Raw genomic sequence first — 22,653 nt, 5'->3', positions numbered from 1 at the left:
AGTGCATCGGCCCGGCGATTGGGCGATGCGTAAGTGTCAGAGCGCACATGCGTCCCATGCGGCGCTCGGCTCGGAACTTCCGCCGCACCCGTTGGGAGTGGCGGTCAAAGGGAGAAAACCATGAACTTGAAAATCCTCGCGGGCGTCTCGCTCGCTGCGCTGGTTGCCTTCGGTTCGGCGGCGCGCGCCGACATCACCATCGGCCTCGTCGCCCCGCTCACCGGCCCGGTGGCCGCCTATGGCGATCAGGTCAAGAACGGCGCCCAGGCGGCGGTCGACGCCATCAACGAAAAGGGCGGCATCCTTGGCGAGAAGATCGTGCTGAAGCTCGCCGACGACGCTGGCGATCCCAAGCAGGGTGTTTCGGCGGCCAACCTTCTGGTCGGCGAAGGCGTGAAATACGTCGTCGGTCCGGTCACTTCGGGCGTGGCAATTCCGGCTTCGGACGTTTTTGCCGAGAACGGCATCCTGATGGTCACCCCGACCGCGACGGCGCCTGACCTGACCAACCGCGGCCTGACCAACGTGCTGCGCACTTGCGGCCGCGACGACCAGCAGGCCGAGGTGGCTGCCGCCTATGTGCTCAAGAACCTCAAGGACAAGCGCATCGCGGTCGTTCACGACAAGGGTACCTACGGCAAGGGTCTGGCCGATGCCTTCAAGGCAGCGCTGAACAAGGGTGGCGTGACGGAAGTGCAGTACAACTCGCTCACCCCAGGTGAGAAGGACCTGTCGGCACTCGTCACGCGCCTCAAGGCCGACAATGTCGACGTGATCTACTTCGGCGGCTACCACCCCGAGGGCGGCCTGCTGGCCCGCCAGCTCAAGGATGGCGGCGTCAACGCCGTGATCATCGGCGGCGAGGGCCTGTCGAACACCGAGTTCTGGGCGATCGGCAACGAAGCTGCGGCCGGCACGCTGTTCACCAACGCTTCCGATGCGCTGAAGAACCCGGCCTCGGCCGACGCTGTCAAGATTCTGAAGGACAAGGGCATTCCGGCCGAAGCCTTCACGCTCAATGCCTACGCCGCGGTCGAAGTGCTGAAGGCCGGTATCGAGAAGGCCGGCAAGGCCGACGACACGGCGGCAGTCGCCACGGCACTGAAGTCGGGCGAGCCGATCGCCACCGCCATCGGCAACCTGACCTATGGCGAAACCGGCGACCTGACCTCGCCGAGCTTCTCGCTGTTCAAGTGGGAAGGCGGCAAGATCGTCGCGGCCGAATAAGCCTGAGCGACTTGTCTGGAAAGGGCCGGGGCGAAAGCTCCGGCTTTTTTGTTGCCCAATTGTTGCTGGCCAGGCGCTGCTCAGCGTGTTCCGAAGATCGCCGAGCCGACACGAACACTGGTGGCGCCGAATGCAACTGCCAGCTCATAGTCGCCAGACATGCCCATCGACAGTTTTTCGACGCCGGCTTCGCGCGCCAGCTTCGCAAGCAGGGCGAAATGCGGACCCGGGTTTTCTTCGGCCGGCGGGATGCACATCAGGCCTTCGATGGCGAGGCCGTGGATCTCGCGACAGCGCTTGACGAAGGCCACCGCCTCGCGCGGCTCGATTCCGGCCTTCTGCGGCTCGGAGCCGGTGTTGACCTGGACATAGAGTTTCGGGGCGCGGCCCTGGCGCTCGATTTCCCTGGCAAGCTCGGCGGCGATTTTCTCACGGTCGACGGTTTCGATGACGTCGAACAGGGCGACCGCCTCCTTGGCCTTGTTGGACTGGAGCGGGCCGATGAGGTGGAGATCGATGTCGGAGAATTCGGCCTTCAGCGCCGGCCACTTGCCCTGCGCCTCCTGGACGCGGTTTTCGCCAAAAACGCGCTGGCCGGCTTCGATGACGGGGCGAATGTGCTCGGCGTCGAAGGTCTTGGAGACCGCGACGAGCGTTGCCGATCCGTCCTGCCTGTTGGCTTCGCGCTCGGCCGCACCTATCTTATGCTTCACCAGCGTTAGCTGTTCGACCGAGTTTTCCATGCCGCTGGCCCTGCTGCTTTTTGCCCGCCCCCGGGCTGCCGGAGTTGACGGGTCCGGGAATCCATGATGAACACCCGGCAACGATTTCCTGAACCGCGGGTTTTCGCCCCGGTCCACGCACGCTTTTAAGTGAAAAACATCCGATGGCAACCGAACGATACAATCCGCGCGCGTCCGAACCCAAATGGCAGAAGGCCTGGGCCGACGCAAAGCTCTTCGAGACCGTGAACGACGATCCACGGCCGAAGTACTACGTGCTCGAGATGTTCCCCTATCCGTCGGGCCGCATCCATATGGGCCACGTCCGCAACTACACGATGGGCGACGTCGTGGCGCGCTATCGCCGGGCGCTGGGCTGCAACGTGCTGCACCCGATGGGCTGGGACGCCTTCGGCATGCCTGCGGAAAACGCGGCGATGCAGAACAAGGTCCACCCCAAGGCGTGGACCTACCAGAACATCGACACGATGCGAACGCAGCTGAAGTCGATGGGCCTGTCGCTCGACTGGAGCCGCGAGTTCGCGACCTGCGACGTCGACTATTATCACCGCCAGCAGATGCTGTTCATCGACTTCGTCGAGAAGGGCCTGGTGACGCGCAAGTCCTCGAAGGTCAACTGGGACCCAGAGGACATGACCGTGCTCGCCAACGAGCAGGTGATCGACGGACGCGGCTGGCGCTCGGGCGCGCTGGTCGAACAGCGCGAGCTGACGCAGTGGTTCTTCAAGATCACCGATTTCGCGCAGGACCTGTCCGATGCGCTCGATGGCCTCGACGAGTGGCCCGAGAAGGTCAAGCTGATGCAGCGCAACTGGATCGGCCGCTCGGAAGGCCTGCTGATCCGCTGGCCGCTGGCTGAAGGTACGGCACCCGCTGGCGAGAGCGAGCTGGAAGTCTATACGACGCGTCCGGACACGATCTTCGGCGCCTCGTTCATGGCGATCTCGGCCGACCATCCGCTGGCCAAGAAGGCTGCCGAGAGCAAGCCCGAGCTCGCCGCCTTCATGGAAGACGTGCGCCGCATGGGCACGTCGGTCGCAGCGCTCGAGACCGCCGAGAAGAAGGGCATGGACACCGGCATCCGCGTCGTCCATCCATTCGATCCGAGCTGGACGCTGCCGGTCTATGTCGCGAACTTCGTTTTAATGGACTACGGCACGGGCGCCATCTTCGGCTGCCCGTCTGGGGACCAGCGCGACCTCGATTTCGCCAACAAGTATGGTCTGCCGGTGGTTCCGGTGGTGATGCCGGAAGGCGGCGATGCCGCGACCTTCCAGGTCACCGAGGAGGCTTATACCGACGACGGCGTGATGATCAATTCGCGCTTCCTCGATGGCATGAAGCCGAAGGACGCGTTCAACGACGTCGCCACCCGTCTCGAGCAGATCTCGATCGGCAACCGACCGATGGGCGAGCGCAAGGTGCAGTTCCGCCTGCGTGACTGGGGCATTTCGCGCCAGCGTTACTGGGGTTGCCCGATCCCGATGATCCACTGCGACGATTGCGGCGTGGTGGCGGTGCCAAAGGCCGACCTGCCGGTCAAGCTGCCTGACGATGTCGAGTTCGACCGTCCGGGCAATCCGCTTGACCGTCATCCGACCTGGCGCCATGTCGCCTGCCCGAAATGCGGCAAGGATGCACGCCGCGAGACCGACACGATGGACACGTTCGTCGATTCGTCGTGGTATTTCGCGCGCTTCACCGCACCGTGGGAGAACGAGCCGACCGATCCGAAGGCCGCCAACGAGTGGCTGCCGGTCGACCAGTATATCGGCGGCATCGAGCATGCGATCCTGCACCTGCTCTATTCGCGCTTCTTCACTCGGGCCATGCGCGAGGCCGGCCATCTGAATCTGGCCGAGCCGTTCAAGGGGCTGTTCACGCAAGGCATGGTCGTGCACGAGACCTATAAGGGTCCGAACGGCTGGGTCACGCCGGCCGAGATCAAGATCGAGGAAGTCGATGGAAAGCGCCGCGCGGCGCTGCTCTCCAACGGCACGCCCATCGAGATCGGCTCGATCGAGAAGATGTCGAAGTCGAAGAAGAACGTGGTCGACCCCGACGACATCATCGCCAGCTACGGCGCCGATACGGCCCGCTGGTTCATGCTGTCGGACTCGCCACCCGAGCGCGACGTCATCTGGACCGAGGCCGGCGTCGAAGGCGCCCACCGTTTCGTGCAGCGCGTCTGGCGCCTGATCTCCGAATCGGCAGACGTGCTGGCCAAGGCCGAGCCGAAGGCCGCGCATGACGGCGATGCCGCAGCGGTCTCCAAGGCGGCGCACAAGGCGCTGAAGGCGGTCGGCGAGGACATCGGCAAGCTGGCCTTCAACAAGGCCGTCGCGCGCATCTACGAGCTGAGCAACACGCTGCAGGCTCCGCTGGCCGATGCGGCTGCAGGCAAGGCTTCGGTCGAGATGGTTTCGGCGCTGCGCGAGGCGGTCGACATCCTGATCGTGATGATCGCGCCGATGATGCCGCATTTGGCGGAAGAGTGCTGGACGTCGATCGGCGGTGAGGGAATGGTTGCTGACAGGCCGTGGCCGACATTCGATCCGGCACTGATCGTCGACAACGAAATCACGTACCCGATTCAGATCAACGGCAAGAAGCGGGCGGATTTGACAATTGCCCGCGACGCAGATCAATTGACCGTCGAAAAAGCGGCGCTGGCACTGGAAGCAGTGCAGAAGGCGCTGGATGGTAAGTCGCCGCGCAAGGTGATCGTTGTGCCGCAGAGGATCGTCAATGTCGTTGCCTGAGGCGCGTAAGTCCAACGGTTCGTTGCGTGCTGTCGCGCGCGTCGCGTTGCTTTCTTCCATCGTGCTCGCTTCGGCCTGCACGGTCCGCCCGCTCTATTCGGACGGACCGGCATCGGCGGGCGTCGAGGCCGGAACGGCAACGCAGCTCGCTTCGATCAACATCAAGCCGGTCAACACGCGTTACGGCCAGGAAGTCCGCAACCATCTGATCTTCATGTTCAATGGCGGGGCAGGGCAGCCGGCCACAGCATCCTATTCGATGGACCTTTCGGTCGCGTCGCTGACGGAGTCGTCGCTTCTCGCCCAGGTGACGAGCAAGGACGACGAGCCGACCGCAGGCACAGTGACCCTGACGGGCACCTATGCCGTGACCGACATCAAGACGGCCAAGGTCGTGGCCAGCGGCAGGCGCAGCGTGACGTCGTCCTATGACCGGCCGCGCCAGGAATACGCCAACATGCGGGCCCAGCGCGATGCGGAAAACCGTGCGGCGCGTGAGCTGGCCGAACTGCTGCGGCTCGCCATCGCCCAGGAAATGACCAAGCGCTAGGGCCGTTATGAAGCGGAGCGGTCGATGCGGCTGACCTCGTTTTCAGCCGCCGGCTATCGGTCGCTTCGTTCGATCCGGCTTGATATCGGCCAGGTCGCCGTCTTCGTTGGCGAAAACGGCGTCGGCAAGTCCAACCTCTATCGCGCGCTCCAGCTCATCAAGGCTTCGGCCGAAGGCACGCTCGCTCGCGAGATTGCCGGCGAGGGCGGCATGAGTTCGGCCTTGTGGTCGGGCAAGCGGCGGGTGGGACAACCGGTGCGCGTCATCATCGATGCTGCGTTCCTCGATGACGAGACGGCGGCATGTTACGCCTACAAGGTCGAGATCGGTTTGCCACCGCCTGTTTCGGCCGGCTTTGCCTTCGAACCCCACCTCAAGGAAGAGACGCTCAGCGTCGAGGCAGGGCGGCGCCCGGTCGAGATGATGTCGCGCAAGGGCCAGACGATTTATGCCCGCGACGCCGACGGACGTCGGGTGGAACATCCAGAGCGCGTGCTGAACTCTGAGACGGCACTGGCGCTGCTGGGTGGGGCAGGGCGCTACCCCGAGGTCGGCGACATGCGCGCCGCAGTCAGCGGCTGGCGCTTCTATCATGGCTTCCGCACCGACGCCGATTCGCCGGTGCGCCGACCAGCGCTGGCAACGACGTCGCCGATGCTCGACGAGGATGGCGCCAACCTTGCCGCCGTGTTCGCGACGCTGAAGCACATTCGCGAAGACACCGTTGATCTCGATCGCTGCATCGCCGAGGCGCTGGGCGGGGCGCAACTCGTCGTGCCCGTGCCCGAGGAAACAGCCACTTTCGGACTGGTGTTGCCGGAGTTTCCGCAGCGCGTGTTCAGGCCGCAAGAGTTGTCGGACGGACAGATCAGGTTCCTGGCGCTTGCCGGGGCGCTGTTGTCCTATCGCTTGCCGAAGCTGATTGCGCTGAACGAGCCCGAGGCGAGCCTGCATCCGCGCATGATGCCGGCGCTGGCCGAAATGATCGCCAAGGCGGCCGAGCGGACACAGGTCTGGATCGTCACCCATTCGCGCGAACTGGCCGACCTTGTTCGTGATCGCACCGGGGCGCGGCCGCTCACCGTGGTGCGCAACGAAGGCGCGACCAGCATCGAGGGAATGCGCATCACAGGTGAGATGCCAGACGACGAGGATTAACCGGCTTCGTGCCAGGCGACCCGACGTCGCGTGAACGTCCAGCCCAACGTCATCGCCGCGGCGGCAAGCAGGATCGCGGCAGCGCCGGCCAGTTGCAGAAGCTGCAGGCGCTGGCCGAAGGCGATGTAGTCGGCGGCGATGGCCACTACCGGATAGATGAAAGACAGAGCGCCGACCAGATTGGTCGGCAGCTTCTGGATCGCGCCGTACAGCAGGATGTACATCAGGCCGGTGTGGACGACGCCGATGGTCACGAGGAGCGCCCAGCTGCCAATATCGACCGGCGGGTTGGCGAGATTGGCGAAGGGCGCCAGCATGACGACACCGACCGCGACCTGGATCAGTGCAATCAGATGCGGCGGCACGCCCTTCAGCTTCTTCGCCACGATCGCGGCTATGGCGTAGAAGAAGGCGGCACCGAGGGCGAGCAGGATGCCGCCCAGATAGTCCGTGCCGACATGGGCCGTGCCCGACTTTCCCTGGACGATCATCAGCATGCCGGCGAAGGCCACCAGCAGCCAGCCCAGCTTGGCCAACGTGATGCGCTCGCCGAAGAGCAGCGCACCGAGCGCCACCAGCATGAAAGGCTGGGTGTTGTAGACGGCGGTTGCGATGGAGATCGAGGCGCGCGGAAAAGCGGCGAAGAGCAATACCCAGTTGGCGACGATGGCCACGCCGCCGATGATGGCATAGACGATCTGCCTGCGAGAGACGATGTCAGGGCGAAACAGGCCGAGCCCGGCGCAGATGGCCAGCAGGGTGAGCGTCCCGAAGGCGCAGCGCCAGAACACCACCGACATGACGGGCTGGCCGGAGAGGACGACAAACAGTCCGATCGTGCCTGAGATCACCATTGCCGCGGTCATTTCGATCGTACCGCGCGTCTGGTCCGTCATGTTCCTGCTCCTTGCTGAATGAGGCGTATTGTGCGCAGGGAGACTGCGGAAATATATGAGTCGGCGCAGCCATTTGCCCGGAATAGCCTAACAATGTAAGGTGGTTCTCCCATCTTGGCTCAGGAGCGAAAAATGCTTGACGACCTCGACAGGCGCATCGTCGAAATCCTGGTCGAGGATGCCAGGATTTCGCTCAAGGACCTTGCCCAACGCGTCGGCCTGTCGTCGCCGAGCGCATCGGAGCGGCTGAAGCGGCTGGAGGAGCGGGGCGTCATCCGCGCCTTCACCATCGAGGTGGACCCCGCAGCCCTCGGCTACACCTTGCAGGCGATCGTCCGCATCAGGCCGCTGCCCGGAAAGTTGCATGTGGTGCAGGACCTGATCCAGCAGATCGCGCAATTCTCGGAATGCGACAAGGTGACGGGCGACGATTGCTTCGTCGCGCGGCTGCACATCCGTTCCATCGACGAACTCGACAAGATTCTGGACCGCATCGCCGACAAGGCGGAGACGAGCAGCTCGATCGTCAAGGCGCAGCCGGTCAAGCGGCGTCTGCCGCCGCTTCTGTGAACTGCAGATACGAAAAAGCCGGCGCTGGGGGCGCCGGCTTTGGTCGTCTTAACGAAAAGGATCAGCCGATCTTCTGGCCGGTCTTGGCCCAGTCGGCCAGGAACATCTCGAGGCCCTTGTCGGTCAGCGGGTGCTTGACCAGCGCCTTCAGCGTTGCCGGCGGGATGGTGGCGACGTCGGCGCCGATGAGGGCGGCGCGCTTGACGTGCTCGGTCGAGCGGATCGAGGCCGCGAGGATCTCGGTGTCGAAGCCGTAGTTGTCATAGATGTGGCGGATCTCGGCGATCAGCTCCATGCCGTCGACAGCCATGTCGTCGAGACGGCCAATGAAGGGCGAGATGAAGGTGGCGCCGGCCTTGGCGGCGAGGAGTGCCTGGTTGGCGGAGAAGCACAGTGTAACATTGACCATGCGGCCTTCCGAGGTCAGGGCGCGGCAGGCCTTGAGGCCGTCGAGGGTGAGCGGCACCTTGATGCAGATGTTGTCGGCGATCTTCGACAGAACCGCAGCTTCCTTCATCATCTCGGCATATTCGGTGGCAGCCACTTCCGCGGAGACCGGGCCGTCGACGATGTCGCAGATTTCCTTGGTCACTTCGGCGATGTTGCGGCCGGACTTGAGGATCAGCGACGGGTTGGTGGTGACGCCGTCGAGCAGGCCGAGCTCATTGAGCTCGCGGATGTCCTTGACGTCGGCGGTGTCGACGAAAAACTTCATGGTGGTCTCCTTGGCAATGGAAGCATGCCGCTGGGGCACGGCACGTGTCGGCCTTTGCTCTAAACCAAGTTCGGGGCAAGGTCACGCGTCATGACCGCCGATTCGCCAACAAGAAGGGCCGCACCCGTGCTCGTGCCGATGCCGGCCGAGCGGGCGTACTCCTATGCAGTCCCCGAAGGCATGGATGTCGTGCCCGGTTCGATCGTGCGCGTGCCGCTGGGGCCGCGCGAAGTCGCCGGCATCGTCTGGGATGGGCCGGTAGAGGCCGTTGACCCGAAAAAGCTGCGGGCGATCGCCCATGTCTTCGACTGCCCGCCTGTCAATGCCGATATGCGGCGTCTGGTCGACTGGGTAGCCCAATACACGATCTCGCCCCCTGGCATGGTGGCGCGCATGATCCTGCGGGCGCCGGAGGCCTTCGATCCCGAGCCATGGACGGAAGGCATCGTGCGCACCGAGGCGAGCCCGGACCGGATGACCTCGGCGCGCGAGCGCGTGCTCGAGATGGCCAATGACGGCATGGCTTGGACGCGCTCGGGCCTGGCGCATGCGGCCGGCGTGTCGTCGACCGTCGTCGACGGGCTCAAGGCGCAGGGCGTGTTCGAAACGGTGATGATCCCACCGCGCCCGGTGGTGGCGGCGCCCGACACGTCCTACGCGACGGCAGAGCTCGTTGGCGAACAGCAGGCGGCCGCCCAGGATCTGCGCGAACTGGTGGCAGCCGACCGCTTCGGCGTCAGCCTAATCGATGGCGTCACCGGCTCAGGCAAGACCGAGGTCTATTTCGAGGCCGTGGCGGCAGCGCTCGACAAGGGCAAGCAGGTGCTGATCCTGTTGCCGGAGATCGCGCTGACCCAGGCCTTTCTCGAACGTTTCCAGAACCGCTTCGGCGCCAAGCCGGCGGAATGGCATTCTGACCTGCCGCCGCGCATGCGCGAACGCGTCTGGCGCCAGGTGGCGGAGGGTGGCGTTCGCGTCGTCGCCGGGGCGCGTTCGGCGCTGTTCCTGCCGTTCAAGGAGCTTGGCCTTATCGTCGTCGATGAAGAGCACGACCCCGCCTACAAGCAGGAGGACCGTGTTTTCTACAACGCCCGCGACATGGCCGTGGTGCGCGCCCATATCGGCGGCTTCCCCGTGGTGTTGGCGTCGGCCACGCCATCGGTCGAGAGCCGGGTCAATGCCGAGCAGGGCAAGTATCGCCGCACCGTGCTGTCGGCGCGCTTTGCCGAAGCAGCGCTGCCGCATCTCGCCACCATCGACATGCGCCGGTCGCCGCCGGCACGTGGCGGCTTCCTGTCGCCCGTCCTGCTCGGCAAGATGCGCGAGAACCTCGGCCGGCAAGAGCAGTCGCTGCTGTTCCTCAACCGGCGCGGCTATGCGCCGCTGACGCTGTGCAGGGTCTGCGGCCATCGTTTCGGCTGCCCGGTGTGCTCGGCCTGGCTGGTTGAGCACCGCTTTCGCGGCCAGCTCGTCTGCCACCATTGCGGCCACAACGAGAAACGGCCCGAAGCCTGCCCGGAATGCGGCACCTTCGATCACCTGGTCGCCTGCGGCCCCGGTGTCGAGCGCATCGCCGAGGAGGTGGTTCATCATTTCCCCGAGGCCCGCACCATCGTCTTGTCGTCGGACATGCTTGGCGGCGTGAAGCGGCTCAGGCTCGAGCTGGAAGCCATTGCTAATGGCGAGGCCGACATCGTCATTGGCACGCAGCTCGTCGCAAAGGGCCACAACTTTCCGAACATGACGCTGGTCGGCGTGGTCGATGCCGATTTGGGCCTCGCCAATGGCGACCCACGCGCCGCAGAACGCACCTATCAGCTGCTGTCGCAGGTGACGGGCCGCGCCGGCCGCACCGGCAAGAAGAGCCTTGGCCTGCTGCAGACGTTCCAGCCCGACCATCCCGTCATGCGGGCGATTGTCTCGGGCGATTCGGAGGCCTTCTACGACCGCGAGATCAATGAGCGTGAACGCGCGGCGTTGCCGCCTTTCGGCAGGCTAGCTGGCGTCATCGTCAGTGCCGCGACGCGGGCTGAGGCGGAGAGCCATGCGCGCGGCCTGCGCCGTGCCGCCAAGGTTGCGCAGGATGTGCATGTGCTGGGACCGGCCGAAGCACCGCTTGCAATGGTCGGCGGGCGTCACCGTTTCCGCCTGCTTGTCCAGGCCGACCGCAAGGCGGACATCCAGGGCTACATCAAGGCGATGCTTTCAGAAGGGCCCAAGGTCCGCGGCTCAGTGCGCGTGCAGGTCGATATCGACCCGCAGAGTTTCCTGTAGCTCAGTTCGCCGGCCGGGCAATGATGCCCAGAAGCGGCGTGTTCGGCGTCGGGCCAGCGACGACCTCGTCGACCAAATAGCCGGCACCCTTCAGCCTGATCTCGACGGCGCGCCTGATGGTCTCGATCTGACTGATGCCGGGCGGTTCGAAGAACAGGAACAGCCCGCCGCCGGGAGCAAGCATCGGCTTCAGCACGGCCAGCTCGCGCATCGCCTCGAGCCAGAACAGGTTGACGTTGATGGCGAAGACCTTGTCGAAGCGACCGGCCTCGGCGGTGTAGTCGGCGAGCGTGGACTCCACGATCTCCACCTTGCCCGAGGCAATGGCGTCGACGTTCCGCTCCTTCGCCGCCTTTACCGCGCTGTCGGAGCGGTCAAGCCCGACGACGTGACCGTCGCCAAGTTTTTGGGCAATCATCGCAATCGCGACGCCGCGGCCACACCCGACTTCCAGCAGGCGATCCACAGGTTCGAAGCCAAGATGCGACAGGGCCCAGGATATGCGTTCGGGAACGGTCATCAGGCCAAGTCCTCCCCTCGGCAGCCGCCAACAGCGTATGACGGCACGAGCGGCGAGGCTATATCCCCGCATGAGGTGTCGTGCTATCGCCCAGACTCCTTGGCAATCACCTGTTGTCGGCGGGGAAAAGATGCGGAAAATCGGCCTTATTGGCGGCATGAGCTGGGAATCGACGGCGATCTACTATCGCTTGATCAACGAGGAGGTCCGCCGCCGCGTCGGTGGGCTGCACTCGGCCAAGCTTTTGCTGTGGTCGTTCGATTTCGCGGAGATCGCCGAGCGCCAGCATGCGGATGACTGGGCGGGAGCGACCGACATGATGGTCGAGGCGGCCCGCACCCTTGAGCAGGCGGGCGCTGAGGCCCTGGTGATCTGCACCAACACCATGCACCGCATGGCCGACGACATCCAGGCAAGGGTGTCCGTTCCACTGATCCACATCGCCGACGCCACCGCCGAGGCGATGAAGGCTTCAGGCGTCTCCAGGCCTTTGCTGTTGGCGACGCGCTTCACAATGGAGCAGGACTTCTACCGGGGCAGGCTCGCGGATGGGCATGGGATCGTCGCCACGGTTCCTGACGAGGCGGGGCGCGAGATCGTCCATCGCATCATCTATGAGGAATTGGTGCGGGGCGTGGTCAAGCCCGAGTCCAAGGCGGCTTACCTCCAGGAGGTCGAGCGATTGCGCAGCGCGCCGGAGGGCCGCGACGTAGACGGGCTGATCATGGGCTGCACCGAGATCACCATGCTGATCGGCCGGGATGATTTCGATATCCCGGTCTTCGATACCACCGCAATACACGCAACTGCCGCCGTCGATTTTGCGCTCGCCTGATACCGGCGCCTGTTGCGCCTGCCGGGCGCTCGGGTAAATTCACGCCAGCAACCGTCGGGGGACAATCCAATGGCATTTACCTTTCCGTGGCCGGTCAGCCAGGGCGAATGGCTGGCCTGGAGCTCGGCCGTTGCGACGCTGCTGTTCGGCGCCATCCTGTTTTTCGCGCCGAGAATCGCGTTCCGCATTCTTCGGCTCCAGGCACGGCCCGACAATCCCGAAGCCATTGCGCAGGGGCGGGCGACCATGGCCGGCTTCTTCCTTGGCGTCGGTCTGTGCACGATTTTGCTGGCCCAGCCTTGGCTTTACATCGCGCTCGGCGTGTCCTGGCTGTTCACTGCCTTCGGCCGCATCGTGGCGATGATGTCCGATGGCGCCAACACGCCCTATAATTGGGTGGCTATCGTTATCGAACTGGCGTTGGCGGCCCTGCCTCTGGGCTTCGTTTTCGGCTTCTGGCCGTGAATCGGCAGATTCATCCCCAGGATGCGACAATAGTGCCCGATGAGCCTGTTAGAGGACGTGTTGCGGTCCTCAAAAGCCTGTGCTAGACGGCAATCGACTTTCGGCCGGGGGGATGCGGCTGTCGCTAGCTCCGGGGTCAAAAAACGCAGTAAGGTCAAAGATTTAGCCGGAGTCTCACGCTCGCGCCAATAATCTTGCGGCCTGTCAGACAAGAGAAAAGACGGTCCGTGACCCAATCTTCCTCGCCAATCTCCGGTGTTGCTGAGCGCTATGCAGGCTCGCTGTTTGAGCTTGCGCTTGAATCCAATGCCGTTGCCAAGGTCGAAGCCGATCTCGGTGCCTTTTCCGCCCTGCTGGAAGGCAGCGCCGATCTCGACCGCCTGATCAAGAGCCCGGTGTTCTCCGGCGAAGAGCAGGAAAAGGCGATTTCGGCTATCGCCGACAAGGCCAAGATCACTGGCCTCGCGGGCAATTTCCTTCGTCTCGTGGCGCGCAATCGTCGCCTGTTTGCTCTGCCTGGCATGATTGCGGCCTTCCGCAAGATCGCCGCCGAGCATCGTGGCGAGGTTTCCGCCGAGGTGACGTCGGCGCACGAGCTGACGGCAGCCCAGCAGACCGAGCTCAAGACGGCGCTGAAGAGCGTTGCCGGCAAGGACGTCGCGATCTCCGTTTCGGTCGATCCGTCGCTGCTCGGCGGCCTCATCGTCAAGATGGGCTCGCGCCAGATCGATACGTCGCTCAAAACCAAACTCAATTCGCTCAAGCTTGCACTGAAAGAGGTCGGCTGATGGACATCCGCGCCGCGGAAATCTCCGCAATTCTGAAAGACCAGATCAAGAATTTCGGCAAGGAAGCCGAAGTTTCCGAAGTCGGTCAGGTTCTGTCGGTGGGTGACGGTATCGCCCGCGTCTATGGTCTCGACAACGTCCAGGCGGGCGAGATGGTCGAGTTCCCGGGCGGCATCCGTGGCATGGCGCTGAACCTCGAAAGCGACAATGTCGGCGTGGTTATCTTCGGCGCCGACCGCGACATCAAGGAAGGCGACACCGTCAAGCGCACCGGCGCCATCGTCGACGTGCCGGTCGGTCCTGGTCTGCTCGGCCGCGTGGTCGACGCCCTTGGCAACCCGATCGACGGCAAGGGCCCTATCGTTGCAGCCGAGCGTCGCCGGGTCGACGTCAAGGCTCCCGGCATCATCCCCCGCAAGTCGGTGCATGAGCCGATGTCGACCGGCCTCAAGGCCATCGACGCGCTCATCCCGGTCGGTCGCGGCCAGCGCGAGCTGGTCATCGGCGATCGCCAGACCGGCAAGACCGCCATCATCCTCGACACCATCCTGAACCAGAAGGCGATCCATGTCGCCGGTCCGGAAAAGGAAAAGCTGTTCTGCGTCTACGTCGCAGTCGGCCAGAAGCGCTCGACCGTCGCGCAGTTCGTGAAGGTGCTCGAAGAGCGCGGCGCGCTCGAATATTCGATCATCATCGCTGCGACCGCTTCGGACGCTGCCCCGATGCAGTTCCTGGCACCGTTCGCCGGCTGCGCCATGGGCGAGTACTTCCGCGACAACGGCCAGCATGCCCTGATCGCCTATGACGATCTGTCCAAGCAGGCTGTCGCCTATCGCCAGATGTCGCTGCTGCTGCGCCGCCCGCCGGGCCGCGAAGCTTACCCGGGCGACGTCTTCTATCTGCACTCGCGTCTGCTCGAGCGCGCTGCGAAGCTCAACGACGAGAACGGCGCCGGTTCGCTGACCGCTCTCCCCGTCATCGAGACGCAGGCCAACGACGTGTCGGCCTACATCCCGACCAACGTGATCTCGATCACCGACGGCCAGATCTTCCTCGAGACCAACCTGTTCTTCCAGGGCATCCGTCCTGCCGTGAACGTCGGTCTGTCGGTGTCGCGCGTCGGCTCGTCGGCCCAGGTCAAGGCGATGAAGCAGGTTGCAGGCTCGATCAAGGGCGAGCTCGCGCAGTACCGCGAAATGGCTGCTTTCGCGCAGTTCGGTTCGGATCTCGATGCCGCTACCCAGCGTCTGCTCAACCGTGGTGCGCGTCTGACCGAGCTGCTCAAGCAGCCGCAGTTCTCGCCGCTCAAGACTGAAGAGCAGGTCACGGTGATCTTCGCCGGCGTCAACGGCTACCTCGACAAGCTGGCCCTCAACAAGGTCGGCAAGTTCGAGCAGGGTCTGCTGGCGTACATGCGCTCCGAAGGCAAGGATGTCCTCGACGGCATCCGCACCGAGAAGGCGCTCAGCGACGACCTGCGCGGCAAGCTCAAGGCGCACATCGACACGTTCGCGAAAAACTTCGCCTGACACTGACGGATAAGGCATGGCCTCGCTAAAAGACCTCCGCAACCGCATCGCCTCGGTCAAGGCGACGCAGAAAATCACCAAGGCGATGCAGATGGTCGCCGCGGCGAAGCTGCGTCGCGCCCAGGAAGCTGCGGAAGCCGCGCGTCCCTACTCGCAGCGCATGGGTGCGGTTCTCGCGAACATCGCCCAGGCGGTCGGCAATGATGGCGAAGCTCCGGCCCTGATGACCGGAACGGGCAAGGACAACGTGCACCTGCTCGTCGTCTGCACGGCCGAGCGCGGCCTGTGCGGCGGTTTCAATAGCCAGATCTCTCGTCTGGCTCGCGATCACGTCCGCAAGCTGCAGGGCCAGGGCAAGACGGTGAAGATCATCACCGTCGGCAAGAAGGGCTACGATGTCCTGCGCCGCGATTTCGCGTCGCTGATCATCGATCGCGTCGAGTTGCGCGATGCCAAGCAGGTCGGCTTCGTTCATGCCGACATGATTGCGAAGAAGGTGATCACCCTGTTTAACCAGGGCGCCTTTGACGTCTGCACGCTGTTCTACTCGGAGTTCAAGTCGGTGATCAGCCAGATCCCGACGGCACAGCAGCTCATCCCTGCTGCCGCTGCCGGAGCTGCCGACACGTCGGCCTCGGGCGCCATCTACGAGTACGAGCCTGAGCCTAACGAGATCCTGGGCGACCTCATTCCCCGCAACATCTCGGTGCAGATCTTCCGTGCGCTGCTCGAGAATGCGGCCGGTGAGATGGGTGCCAAGATGAGCGCGATGGACAATGCCACGCGCAACGCCGGCGACATGATCAACAAGCTGACGATCACGTACAACCGCCAGCGTCAGGCCCAGATCACCAAGGAACTGATCGAAATCATTTCGGGCGCCGAAGCGCTCTAGGCACGCAGGGCCCCGCCGCAGGGCGGTCCAGCGTGAAACAAGGAACGGACACAGAGGTTACAACGATGGCTAAAGCAGCTACTCCGAAAGCGGCGGCGGAAAAGGCCCCGGCAGTGAAGAAGGCGGCGCCTGCGAAGGCGGCTGCCGCCAAGGTCAGCGCCTCGGGCGCGGCAGGCCGCGTCGCCCAGGTCATCGGCGCCGTTGTCGACGTTCACTTCGATGGCGAACTGCCGCCCATCCTGAACGCGCTCGAGACGATGAACGGCGACAACCGCCTGATCCTCGAAGTGGCGCAGCATCTCGGCGAAAACACCGTCCGCTGCATCGCCATGGACATCTCGGAAGGTCTCGTTCGCGGCCAGCCGGTCAGCGATACGGGTTCGCCCATCATGGTTCCGGTCGGCGACGAGACGCTCGGCCGCATCATGAACGTCATCGGCGAGCCGGTCGACGAAGCCGGTCCGGTCAAGACCAAGGCGCGCCGCGCCATCCATCAGGAAGCTCCTGCCTATGTCGACCAGTCGACCGAAGCGCAGATCCTGGTCACCGGCATCAAGGTCGTCGACCTGCTGGCTCCCTACGCCCGCGGCGGTAAGATCGGCCTGTTCGGCGGCGCCGGCGTCGGCAAGACCGTTCTGATCCAGGAACTGATCAACAACGTCGCCAAGGCGCACGGTGGTTACTCGGTGTTCGCCGGTGTCGGCGAGCGCACCCGCGAAGGCAACGACCTCTATCACGAGATGATCGAGTCGGGCGTCAACAAGGACCCGCACGAGAACAACGGCTCGACCGAAGGTTCGAAGTGCGCCCTGGTGTTCGGTCAGATGAATGAGCCGCCCGGTGCCCGCGCTCGCGTCGCTCTCTCGGGTCTGACCATCGCCGAGCATTTCCGCGACCAGGGCCAGGACGTTCTGTTCTTCGTTGACAACATCTTCCGTTTCACCCAGGCGGGTTCGGAAGTGTCGGCTCTGCTCGGACGTATTCCGTCGGCCGTGGGTTACCAGCCGACGCTGGCGACCGACATGGGCGCGATGCAGGAACGCATCACCACCACCAACAAGGGTTCGATCACCTCGGTGCAGGCCATCTACGTGCCCGCCGACGACTTGACCGACCCGGCGCCGGCAACGTCGTTCGCGCACCTTGACGCGACGACCGTTCTCAACCGCGCGATTTCGGAAAAGGGTATCTACCCGGCCGTTGATCCGCTCGACTCGACCTCGCGCATGCTCGATCCGCTGATCGTCGGCGAAGAGCACTACTCAGTCGCCCGCCGCGTCCAGGAAATTCTCCAGCGCTACAAGTCGCTGCAGGACATCATCGCCATCCTGGGCATGGACGAGCTGTCGGAAGAGGACAAGATCACGGTCGCCCGCGCCCGTAAGGTCGAGCGGTTCCTGTCGCAGCCGTTCTTCGTCGCCGAAGTGTTCACCGGCTCGCCCGGCCAGCTCGTGCCGCTCGAAGACACGATCAAGAGCTTCAAGGGCCTCGTCGAAGGCGAGTACGATCACCTGCCCGAAGCTGCCTTCTATATGGTCGGCGGCATCGACATGGCGATCGAGAAGGCCCAGCGCCTGGCTGCGGAAGCGGCGTAAAGATGGATGAAGATGCCGACTTCGAGTTCTGCTGTGACGCTATGCAAGCGGCTACGGCGGACCTTCCAGAGCCGGCATCTCCGACCATTTTTGTGTCAGAAGATGAAGTTCTGATGATGGTCGTGGGGCTCGTCGAGACCGAGGACGGTCTGGGCTTCATGGAGCAAGCAGTGGCGTACTGCCCATTTTGCGGTACCCACATTCAGGACGTGGAAGCACTAGCCAAAGAGGCGCGGCAATAATGGCCGAAGCATTCAAATTCGAACTGGTCTCTCCCGAGCGTCTGCTCGTTTCGGAGCAGGTCGAGTCAGTCGTCATCCCCGGTTCGGAAGGCGAGATGACTGTCATGGCCAATCACGCGCCGCTGATGACCACGGTCAAGCCGGGCGTCGTGACGGTCAGGACCGCCGGCGGCAAGGAAGAGCGCTACGTGGTGTTCGGCGGCTTCGCCGACATCGTGCCGGCCGGCTGCACGCTGCTCGCCGAATCGGCGATGGCCGTGAAGGACATCGACCGTGCTGCACTGCTGCGTCGCATCCAGAACGCCCGTGAAGATGTAGCAGACGCCAAGGACGACAATGCGCGTGCCAAGGCGGATGCCTATCTGAACCACCTTTCGACGCTGGAAGCAGCCGTCTGAAAGTGACATCGCCGACCTAGGTCGCGATCTCGATTCCCAAAAGCCGCTGGTCATTGCCGGCGGCTTTTTTGCGTTCAGGGCTATGGACGGGTGTCCCAACCCTCGAGGGCATCGGCGAGCGCCAGCGTTTCGCGCGGCCTCGGCCTTGCCTCGGTCGGTGTGCCCGAAAAGCGCGGTGCCGGTGCCGGCTGGACGAAGCCGTCGAACTCGACGAAGCTATTTCGAGCGACGAGGTGCGGGTGCACGGCCGCCTCCTTCATATCGAGCACCGGCGACACACAGGCGTCCGAATATTCGAGTTCCGCCAACCACTCGTTGCTCGAGCGCGTCCGCATGCGTGCCGCGATTCTTTCGCGAAGTGCGGGCCAGTTGCCTGGATCGGCGCGCAGGGTGTGGATGTCCTCCTCCAGCCCGACCGCCTTGCGGAACAGTTCGAAGAACTGCGGCTCTATCGGGCCTATGGCGATGAAACGGCCGTCAGCGCATTCATAGGCGCTGTAGTAAGGCGCGCCGCCGTCGAGCAAGTTGGCGTCACGCTGGCTTCGCCACTGGCCGGCCGCATCCATGTCGTAGGCCATGGTGAGCAACTGTACGGTGCCGTCGCAGATCGCGGCATCGACGACCTGGCCCTGGCCCGTACGCTGGGCCGACAGCAGCGCCGCAAGCATGCCGCTCACGAGGAACATGGAGCCACCGCCGAAGTCGCCGACCAGGTTGAGCGGCGGCATGGGCCTGTCCGCTGGTCCTATGGCCGCGAGCGCGCCTGATATGGCGATGTAGTTGATGTCATGACCGGCATGGCTCGCCAGCGGGCCTGTCTGCCCCCAGCCGGTCATACGGCCGTAGACGAGGCGCGGATTGCGTGCCAGCAGGGGTTCGGGCCCAAGGCCGAGCCGCTCCATCACGCCGGGCCTGAAACCTTCGATGAGCGCATCCGCCCGGTCGAGCAGCCGGCGCACCTGCTCGGCATCCGCGGGATTCTTGAGATCTGCCTCGACGGTCGGCCGGCCGCGGCCGGATATCGGGTCGGGCAGGGTAGGCACTGCGCCTGGGCGCGCAATGCGAATGACGTCTGCGCCCATATCGGCGAATTGCATGGCAGCGAAGGGCGCCGGGCCGAGCCCGACGAATTCTATGATTCGAATGCCGACAAGAGGGCCGGCCGAAGGTGCTGACATCTGGGGTACTCCTCGGCCGATGCTAACCTGCCCGGTATGCAGCTGTGAAGCCAGAGGTCGGTGCCATTGGCGATGCCTGGCAAGAGTATGGCCATCGATCTGCTGTGCATCTGCGTTAGCCGTTACTTATGGAATGTCCGAGCCGATCATGCAGTCATGGAAAAATTCGAGCCTCCTGCGAATCCTTTTCTGCCGCCGGCGCCTCTTGGTCTGTGAGGCGCTCGGCCTCTGACACAGGAGACGAATATGGCATTCTACAGAAAGAACATTGGCGGGCTTCATCAGCTGCTGCGCGTCATGGTCGGCACCGGTGTGGCCGTCGCAGGCTTCGTCTACGTGCCCGGGATGGCGGCATGGCTCGTCGCTGTGGGCGGAGCCGGTCTCGCGCTGAGCGGCGTGGTCGGTTACTGCCCGATGTGCGCCGTGGCCGGCATTGGCGGAAGAGGGAAGGCTTGAGAACCGCACCTGCAGATATGTTCGAGGCGGCGCGTCTTGGAGATCGCGCCGCCATCATCGGGCTGCTCGATCTTTCGCAGCCGGATATCCGTCGCTATGCGCGTTCGGCCTGCCGCACATCAGCCGATGCCGAAGACGCTGCGCAGGAGGCGCTTTGGCTGCTCTTTCGGCACGTCGGAGCCATCCGCTCCGTTGCCGCGCTCTCGGGCTGGCTGTTCACGGTGGTCCGGCGCGAATGCATGCGCTTGGCCCGCCGAACCGGCATGGTGGCCGCAGCCGGGGATGAAGAAGCCGAGGCCGAACTGTTGTCGCGACCGGAGCCTGAGCTTCGGCTCGACCTTGCCGCCGCCTTCGAATCCCTGCCGCCACACTATCGCGATGTCGCACTGATGCGCGACATCAAGGAAATGAGCATCGCCGAGATCGCCACTGCACTCGACCTGTCGCGCGAGACGGTCAAGGCGCGGCTGCACCGCGCGCGCGTGCTGATGCGCGAATTCCTGACGCGGTGACAAGGAAGGCCGCGGTAGAGCCTGCAGCAGGCTCTACCGCGGCCGCGCCACGTCGTTGGTGCCTTCGGCGTCCGGTGCCAGGCCGTAGCTCATACGGCGCATCTGCTCGATGACCCTCTCCATCTCCTCGTCGGGCAGGACCGGCGGCTCGCCGAGGGTAAGCGCCTGGACATACATGCGCGACAGCGTTTCCACCTCGATCGCCAGCCACAGCGCGTGTTCGAGGTTGGTCCCGAGCGAGATCTGGCCATGCTGGCCGAGCAGACAGGCGAGCCGGTCCTTGAGTGCGACAAGCGCATTGTCTGAAAGAGCCTGGGTGCCGAAGGTGGCATAGGCGGCGCAGCGGATGGTCGTGCCGCCGGCGACACCGGTCATGTAGTGGAACGACGGAATGGTCTTGTGGTGGCAGGCGAGCGTCGTCGCGTAGACCGAATGGCAATGGAGCACGACGCTGATGTCCTCGCGTGCCTTCAGGATATCGCGGTGGAAGCGCCATTCCGATGACGGGCGGCGGCCGACATAGGTGCCGTCGAAATCCATCTCGACGATATCGTCAGGGCCCATGATGTCATAGGGCATGCCCGACGGCGTGATCAGGAAGCCGCTGCTCGACCGCACCGAAAGATTGCCCGCCGTGCCCTGGTTGATGCCGCTCGAATTCATGCGCCGGCAGATCGACACCATCTCGTCGCGCAGTGCCTTGTCAGTCATCGTCTACTCCATATGAAAGAGCTGTTGCAGCGGCACGACCAGCGGCTCGTCGCGGTCGGTGTACTGCATGATGTCGGCCATGAAGTCCCACCAGCGGCGGTTGACCTCGGTTTGCGGCAGCCTGTCCATGCTGTGGTCGTCGGTGCGGACCAGCGTCGCGAACAGGTGGTTGGTCTCGGGATCGAGCCAGATCGTGTAGTCGGACACCCCCGCCTCGCGCAGGGCGGTGCTGAGCTCCGGCCAGATCTCGTCATGCCGCTTCTTGTACTCGGCGGCCTGGCCAGGATTGAGGACCATGCGGAAGGCGATCCGTTCGGGCATTGCGACACCCCCTCAGACGATGCCGCCGCTGCCGCCGACCGATGCCGGTCGCTCGGCCGCGACCTTCTGGCGGTAGAAGCTGGCGCGGTAGGCCGCGACCGGATCGATGGCGCCGCCGCTGTTGAGCCGCGCCATGGCAAGGATAGGCTCGACGTCGGTGCGGTAGGCGGCTTTCAGCGTCTGGGTCGCCATCAGCGCGTCGTTGGCCTCCTGGAAACCTTCGAGCGCCTTGCGGTCGACCAGCAATGCCGCGGCATAGGCACGCTGGACCTCGACCGCCGACAGCATCAAGCTCTCGATCGGATCGGTGACGTTGTGGCTCTGGTCGAGCATGTGGGCGGGGTGAAAATCCTTCGCCCCGGAAAGCTCGGCGTCGACCAGCTCGTTGAAGACCAGGAACAGGCGGTAAGGATCGATAGATCCAGCATCGAGATCGTCGTCACCATATTTCGAGTCGTTGAAGTGGAAACCGCCCAGCTTGCCGAACTGGATCAACCGGGACACGATCATCTCGATGTTGATGTTGGGAGCGTGATGGCCGAGGTCGACGAGGCAATAGGCCTTGTCGCCCAACTCCTTCGCAATGATGTAGTTGGTGCCCCAGTCCTGCACGACCGTCGAATAGAAGGCCGGTTCGTACATCTTGTGTTCGGTGAACAACCGCCAGTCGTCTGGCAATGTCGCGTAGATGTCCTTCATCGCGTCGAGATAACGTTCGAAAGCGCGGGCGAAATTGACCTGGCCGGGGAAATTGGAGCCATCGCCGATCCACACCGTCAGCGCCTTTGACCCAAGCGTGCGGCCGATCTCGATGCATTCGATGTTGTGCTCGACGGCCTGCCGGCGGACGGCGGCATCGGCGTGGCTGAGGGAGCCGAACTTGTAGGACTGCTTCTGGTCGCGCGCGTCGGAGAAGGTGTTGGAGTTCATGGCGTCGAAGCCGAGCCCGAAACGCGCCGCCGCTTGCTTCAGGCGGTTCGGGTCGGCCTTGTCCCAGGGAATGTGGAGCGAGACGGTGGGCGTGGCGCGCGTCAGCTGGTTGATGACCGAACAGTCCTCGATCTTGTCAAACACGTCGCGCGGTTCGCCCTGGCCAGGGAAGCGGGCAAAGCGTGTACCGCCGGTGCCGACGCCCCAGGACGGGATCGCGACGCCGAAGGCCTCGACCTTTCTGAGAATGGCATCGATGGCGATGCCGCGCCGGTCGAGTTGTTCGCCCAGCGACGCGTAGTCGGCGCGCAGGGCCTTTTCGTTGACGGCGTTGCTCTTTTCGACAGCGTCGCCCGATATCATCGTTTCCATCACATCCTCCT

Annotated in this window: 24 protein-coding genes; 16 read left to right on the top strand and 8 right to left on the bottom strand. The window is 64.1% G+C overall.

What is annotated here, in order from left to right; genetic code table 11:
* Positions 1 to 120: 120 nt before the first annotated feature.
* Positions 121 to 1,227, top strand: coding sequence for a branched-chain amino acid ABC transporter substrate-binding protein (locus B015_RS0123330; protein WP_018430163.1), 1,107 nt, complete (start codon positions 121 to 123; stop codon positions 1,225 to 1,227).
* A gap of 80 nt (positions 1,228 to 1,307) precedes the next feature.
* On the opposite strand, the gene B015_RS0123325 is transcribed toward B015_RS0123330, so the two are convergent.
* Positions 1,308 to 1,970, bottom strand: coding sequence for a YggS family pyridoxal phosphate-dependent enzyme (locus B015_RS0123325; protein ID WP_018430162.1), 663 nt, complete (start codon positions 1,968 to 1,970; stop codon positions 1,308 to 1,310).
* 143 nt (positions 1,971 to 2,113) lie between these two features.
* Between B015_RS0123325 and leuS the strand changes: the two genes are divergently transcribed.
* From leuS to B015_RS0123310, 3 genes are read left to right on the top strand one after another with little or no spacing between them, the layout of a single operon-like run.
* The gene (gene leuS / locus B015_RS0123320) at positions 2,114 to 4,732 is read left to right on the top strand and encodes a leucine--tRNA ligase (RefSeq protein WP_018430161.1); all 2,619 of its coding nucleotides are present in this window, start codon (positions 2,114 to 2,116) and stop codon (positions 4,730 to 4,732) included.
* On the top strand, positions 4,719 to 5,282 hold the full coding sequence (gene lptE, locus B015_RS0123315; RefSeq protein ID WP_018430160.1) for an LPS assembly lipoprotein LptE: 564 nt from the start codon (positions 4,719 to 4,721) through the stop codon (positions 5,280 to 5,282). The genes leuS and lptE overlap by 14 nt, the downstream gene beginning before the upstream one ends.
* Before the next feature lie 24 nt (positions 5,283 to 5,306).
* Positions 5,307 to 6,440 carry an AAA family ATPase gene (locus B015_RS0123310; RefSeq protein WP_018430159.1) on the top strand — a complete coding sequence of 378 codons (1,134 nt, stop codon included), beginning with the start codon at positions 5,307 to 5,309 and terminating at the stop codon, positions 6,438 to 6,440.
* Here B015_RS0123310 and B015_RS0123305 read toward each other — a convergent pair.
* The gene (locus B015_RS0123305; protein WP_018430158.1) at positions 6,437 to 7,336 is read right to left on the bottom strand and encodes a DMT family transporter; all 900 of its coding nucleotides are present in this window, start codon (positions 7,334 to 7,336) and stop codon (positions 6,437 to 6,439) included. The two genes, B015_RS0123310 and B015_RS0123305, sit on opposite strands and share 4 nt — an antisense overlap.
* A gap of 132 nt (positions 7,337 to 7,468) precedes the next feature.
* Here B015_RS0123305 and B015_RS0123300 point away from each other — a divergent pair, with 132 nt between their 5' ends.
* Positions 7,469 to 7,906, top strand: a complete 438-nt coding sequence (locus B015_RS0123300; protein WP_018430157.1) for an Lrp/AsnC family transcriptional regulator — start codon at positions 7,469 to 7,471, stop codon at positions 7,904 to 7,906.
* A 61-nt stretch (positions 7,907 to 7,967) separates the two neighbouring features.
* Here the strand turns inward: B015_RS0123300 and fsa are convergent, their stop codons facing one another.
* Positions 7,968 to 8,621, bottom strand: a complete 654-nt coding sequence (gene fsa / locus B015_RS0123295; protein WP_026227632.1) for a fructose-6-phosphate aldolase — start codon at positions 8,619 to 8,621, stop codon at positions 7,968 to 7,970.
* A 90-nt stretch (positions 8,622 to 8,711) separates the two neighbouring features.
* On the opposite strand from fsa, the gene B015_RS0123290 reads away from it, so the two are divergent.
* Positions 8,712 to 10,895, top strand: a complete 2,184-nt coding sequence (locus B015_RS0123290; protein WP_018430155.1) for a primosomal protein N' — start codon at positions 8,712 to 8,714, stop codon at positions 10,893 to 10,895.
* A 1-nt stretch (position 10,896) separates the two neighbouring features.
* Here B015_RS0123290 and B015_RS31475 read toward each other — a convergent pair whose 3' ends face one another.
* Complete coding sequence (locus B015_RS31475; protein WP_018430154.1) at positions 10,897 to 11,415, bottom strand: class I SAM-dependent methyltransferase; 519 nt, start codon at positions 11,413 to 11,415, stop codon at positions 10,897 to 10,899.
* 130 nt (positions 11,416 to 11,545) lie between these two features.
* Here B015_RS31475 and B015_RS0123280 point away from each other — a divergent pair, with 130 nt between their 5' ends.
* The 8 genes from B015_RS0123280 (at position 11,546) to B015_RS0123245 (ending at position 18,162) form a co-directional block, all read left to right on the top strand.
* On the top strand, positions 11,546 to 12,250 hold the full coding sequence (locus B015_RS0123280; RefSeq protein WP_018430153.1) for an aspartate/glutamate racemase family protein: 705 nt from the start codon (positions 11,546 to 11,548) through the stop codon (positions 12,248 to 12,250).
* A 69-nt stretch (positions 12,251 to 12,319) separates the two neighbouring features.
* A complete protein-coding gene (locus B015_RS0123275; protein ID WP_018430152.1) occupies positions 12,320 to 12,715 on the top strand; it encodes a DUF4345 family protein in 396 nt (131 codons plus the stop codon).
* A 227-nt stretch (positions 12,716 to 12,942) separates the two neighbouring features.
* A complete protein-coding gene (locus B015_RS0123270; protein ID WP_018430151.1) occupies positions 12,943 to 13,503 on the top strand; it encodes a F0F1 ATP synthase subunit delta in 561 nt (186 codons plus the stop codon).
* Positions 13,503 to 15,032, top strand: coding sequence for a F0F1 ATP synthase subunit alpha (atpA, locus tag B015_RS0123265; protein WP_018430150.1), 1,530 nt, complete (start codon positions 13,503 to 13,505; stop codon positions 15,030 to 15,032). The genes B015_RS0123270 and atpA overlap by 1 nt, the downstream gene beginning before the upstream one ends.
* 16 nt (positions 15,033 to 15,048) lie before the next feature.
* Entirely contained in the window at positions 15,049 to 15,927 is an 879-nt protein-coding gene (locus B015_RS0123260) for a F0F1 ATP synthase subunit gamma (protein WP_018430149.1), read from the top strand.
* A 65-nt stretch (positions 15,928 to 15,992) separates the two neighbouring features.
* Complete coding sequence (gene atpD, locus B015_RS0123255; RefSeq protein ID WP_026227631.1) at positions 15,993 to 17,522, top strand: F0F1 ATP synthase subunit beta; 1,530 nt, start codon at positions 15,993 to 15,995, stop codon at positions 17,520 to 17,522.
* Between the two features lie 2 nt (positions 17,523 to 17,524).
* Positions 17,525 to 17,764 (top strand): hypothetical protein, encoded by a 240-nt coding sequence (locus B015_RS0123250; protein WP_018430147.1) that lies wholly within the window; start codon positions 17,525 to 17,527, stop codon positions 17,762 to 17,764.
* A complete protein-coding gene (locus B015_RS0123245; RefSeq protein ID WP_018430146.1) occupies positions 17,764 to 18,162 on the top strand; it encodes a F0F1 ATP synthase subunit epsilon in 399 nt (132 codons plus the stop codon). Before B015_RS0123250 ends, B015_RS0123245 begins: the two co-directional genes overlap by 1 nt.
* A gap of 80 nt (positions 18,163 to 18,242) precedes the next feature.
* Here the strand turns inward: B015_RS0123245 and B015_RS0123240 are convergent, their stop codons facing one another.
* Complete coding sequence (locus B015_RS0123240; protein WP_018430145.1) at positions 18,243 to 19,340, bottom strand: CaiB/BaiF CoA-transferase family protein; 1,098 nt, start codon at positions 19,338 to 19,340, stop codon at positions 18,243 to 18,245.
* Between the two features lie 246 nt (positions 19,341 to 19,586).
* On the opposite strand from B015_RS0123240, the gene B015_RS0123235 reads away from it, so the two are divergent.
* The gene (locus tag B015_RS0123235) at positions 19,587 to 19,796 is read left to right on the top strand and encodes a DUF2892 domain-containing protein (protein ID WP_018430144.1); all 210 of its coding nucleotides are present in this window, start codon (positions 19,587 to 19,589) and stop codon (positions 19,794 to 19,796) included.
* A 17-nt stretch (positions 19,797 to 19,813) separates the two neighbouring features.
* Positions 19,814 to 20,308, top strand: a complete 495-nt coding sequence (locus B015_RS0123230; RefSeq protein WP_018430143.1) for a sigma-70 family RNA polymerase sigma factor — start codon at positions 19,814 to 19,816, stop codon at positions 20,306 to 20,308.
* Between the two features lie 33 nt (positions 20,309 to 20,341).
* Here the strand turns inward: B015_RS0123230 and B015_RS0123225 are convergent, their stop codons facing one another.
* Genes B015_RS0123225 through rhaI form a run of 3 tightly spaced genes read right to left on the bottom strand, consistent with a single transcriptional unit; the run spans position 20,342 to position 22,642 of the window.
* Positions 20,342 to 21,019 (bottom strand): class II aldolase/adducin family protein, encoded by a 678-nt coding sequence (locus B015_RS0123225; RefSeq protein ID WP_018430142.1) that lies wholly within the window; start codon positions 21,017 to 21,019, stop codon positions 20,342 to 20,344.
* 3 nt (positions 21,020 to 21,022) lie between these two features.
* Positions 21,023 to 21,340: an L-rhamnose mutarotase gene (gene rhaM, locus B015_RS0123220; protein WP_018430141.1), complete on the bottom strand. Its 318-nt coding sequence runs from the start codon at positions 21,338 to 21,340 to the stop codon at positions 21,023 to 21,025.
* Between the two features lie 12 nt (positions 21,341 to 21,352).
* Positions 21,353 to 22,642, bottom strand: a complete 1,290-nt coding sequence (gene rhaI / locus B015_RS0123215) for an L-rhamnose catabolism isomerase (RefSeq protein WP_018430140.1) — start codon at positions 22,640 to 22,642, stop codon at positions 21,353 to 21,355.
* Positions 22,643 to 22,653 lie beyond the last annotated feature (11 nt).

Origin of the sequence: Hoeflea sp. 108, from assembly GCF_000372965.1 — a bacterium.
Lineage (GTDB): Bacteria > Pseudomonadota > Alphaproteobacteria > Rhizobiales > Rhizobiaceae > Aminobacter.
Note: the sequence above shows the minus strand (reverse complement) of the source record. Positions and strands in the feature narration are given on the sequence as shown.

Coding starts and splice junctions, on each gene's coding strand:
- B015_RS0123330 (WP_018430163.1), top strand. CDS start 121: ATGAACTTGAAAATCCTCGCGGGCGTCTCGCTCGCTGCGCTGGTTGCC.
- B015_RS0123325 (WP_018430162.1), bottom strand. CDS start 1,970: ATGGAAAACTCGGTCGAACAGCTAACGCTGGTGAAGCATAAGATAGGT.
- leuS (WP_018430161.1), top strand. CDS start 2,114: ATGGCAACCGAACGATACAATCCGCGCGCGTCCGAACCCAAATGGCAG.
- lptE (WP_018430160.1), top strand. CDS start 4,719: ATGTCGTTGCCTGAGGCGCGTAAGTCCAACGGTTCGTTGCGTGCTGTC.
- B015_RS0123310 (WP_018430159.1), top strand. CDS start 5,307: ATGCGGCTGACCTCGTTTTCAGCCGCCGGCTATCGGTCGCTTCGTTCG.
- B015_RS0123305 (WP_018430158.1), bottom strand. CDS start 7,336: ATGACGGACCAGACGCGCGGTACGATCGAAATGACCGCGGCAATGGTG.
- B015_RS0123300 (WP_018430157.1), top strand. CDS start 7,469: ATGCTTGACGACCTCGACAGGCGCATCGTCGAAATCCTGGTCGAGGAT.
- fsa (WP_026227632.1), bottom strand. CDS start 8,621: ATGAAGTTTTTCGTCGACACCGCCGACGTCAAGGACATCCGCGAGCTC.
- B015_RS0123290 (WP_018430155.1), top strand. CDS start 8,712: ATGACCGCCGATTCGCCAACAAGAAGGGCCGCACCCGTGCTCGTGCCG.
- B015_RS31475 (WP_018430154.1), bottom strand. CDS start 11,415: ATGACCGTTCCCGAACGCATATCCTGGGCCCTGTCGCATCTTGGCTTC.
- B015_RS0123280 (WP_018430153.1), top strand. CDS start 11,546: ATGCGGAAAATCGGCCTTATTGGCGGCATGAGCTGGGAATCGACGGCG.
- B015_RS0123275 (WP_018430152.1), top strand. CDS start 12,320: ATGGCATTTACCTTTCCGTGGCCGGTCAGCCAGGGCGAATGGCTGGCC.
- atpA (WP_018430150.1), top strand. CDS start 13,503: ATGGACATCCGCGCCGCGGAAATCTCCGCAATTCTGAAAGACCAGATC.
- B015_RS0123260 (WP_018430149.1), top strand. CDS start 15,049: ATGGCCTCGCTAAAAGACCTCCGCAACCGCATCGCCTCGGTCAAGGCG.
- atpD (WP_026227631.1), top strand. CDS start 15,993: ATGGCTAAAGCAGCTACTCCGAAAGCGGCGGCGGAAAAGGCCCCGGCA.
- B015_RS0123250 (WP_018430147.1), top strand. CDS start 17,525: ATGGATGAAGATGCCGACTTCGAGTTCTGCTGTGACGCTATGCAAGCG.
- B015_RS0123245 (WP_018430146.1), top strand. CDS start 17,764: ATGGCCGAAGCATTCAAATTCGAACTGGTCTCTCCCGAGCGTCTGCTC.
- B015_RS0123240 (WP_018430145.1), bottom strand. CDS start 19,340: ATGTCAGCACCTTCGGCCGGCCCTCTTGTCGGCATTCGAATCATAGAA.
- B015_RS0123235 (WP_018430144.1), top strand. CDS start 19,587: ATGGCATTCTACAGAAAGAACATTGGCGGGCTTCATCAGCTGCTGCGC.
- B015_RS0123230 (WP_018430143.1), top strand. CDS start 19,814: ATGTTCGAGGCGGCGCGTCTTGGAGATCGCGCCGCCATCATCGGGCTG.
- B015_RS0123225 (WP_018430142.1), bottom strand. CDS start 21,019: ATGACTGACAAGGCACTGCGCGACGAGATGGTGTCGATCTGCCGGCGC.
- rhaM (WP_018430141.1), bottom strand. CDS start 21,340: ATGCCCGAACGGATCGCCTTCCGCATGGTCCTCAATCCTGGCCAGGCC.
- rhaI (WP_018430140.1), bottom strand. CDS start 22,642: ATGGAAACGATGATATCGGGCGACGCTGTCGAAAAGAGCAACGCCGTC.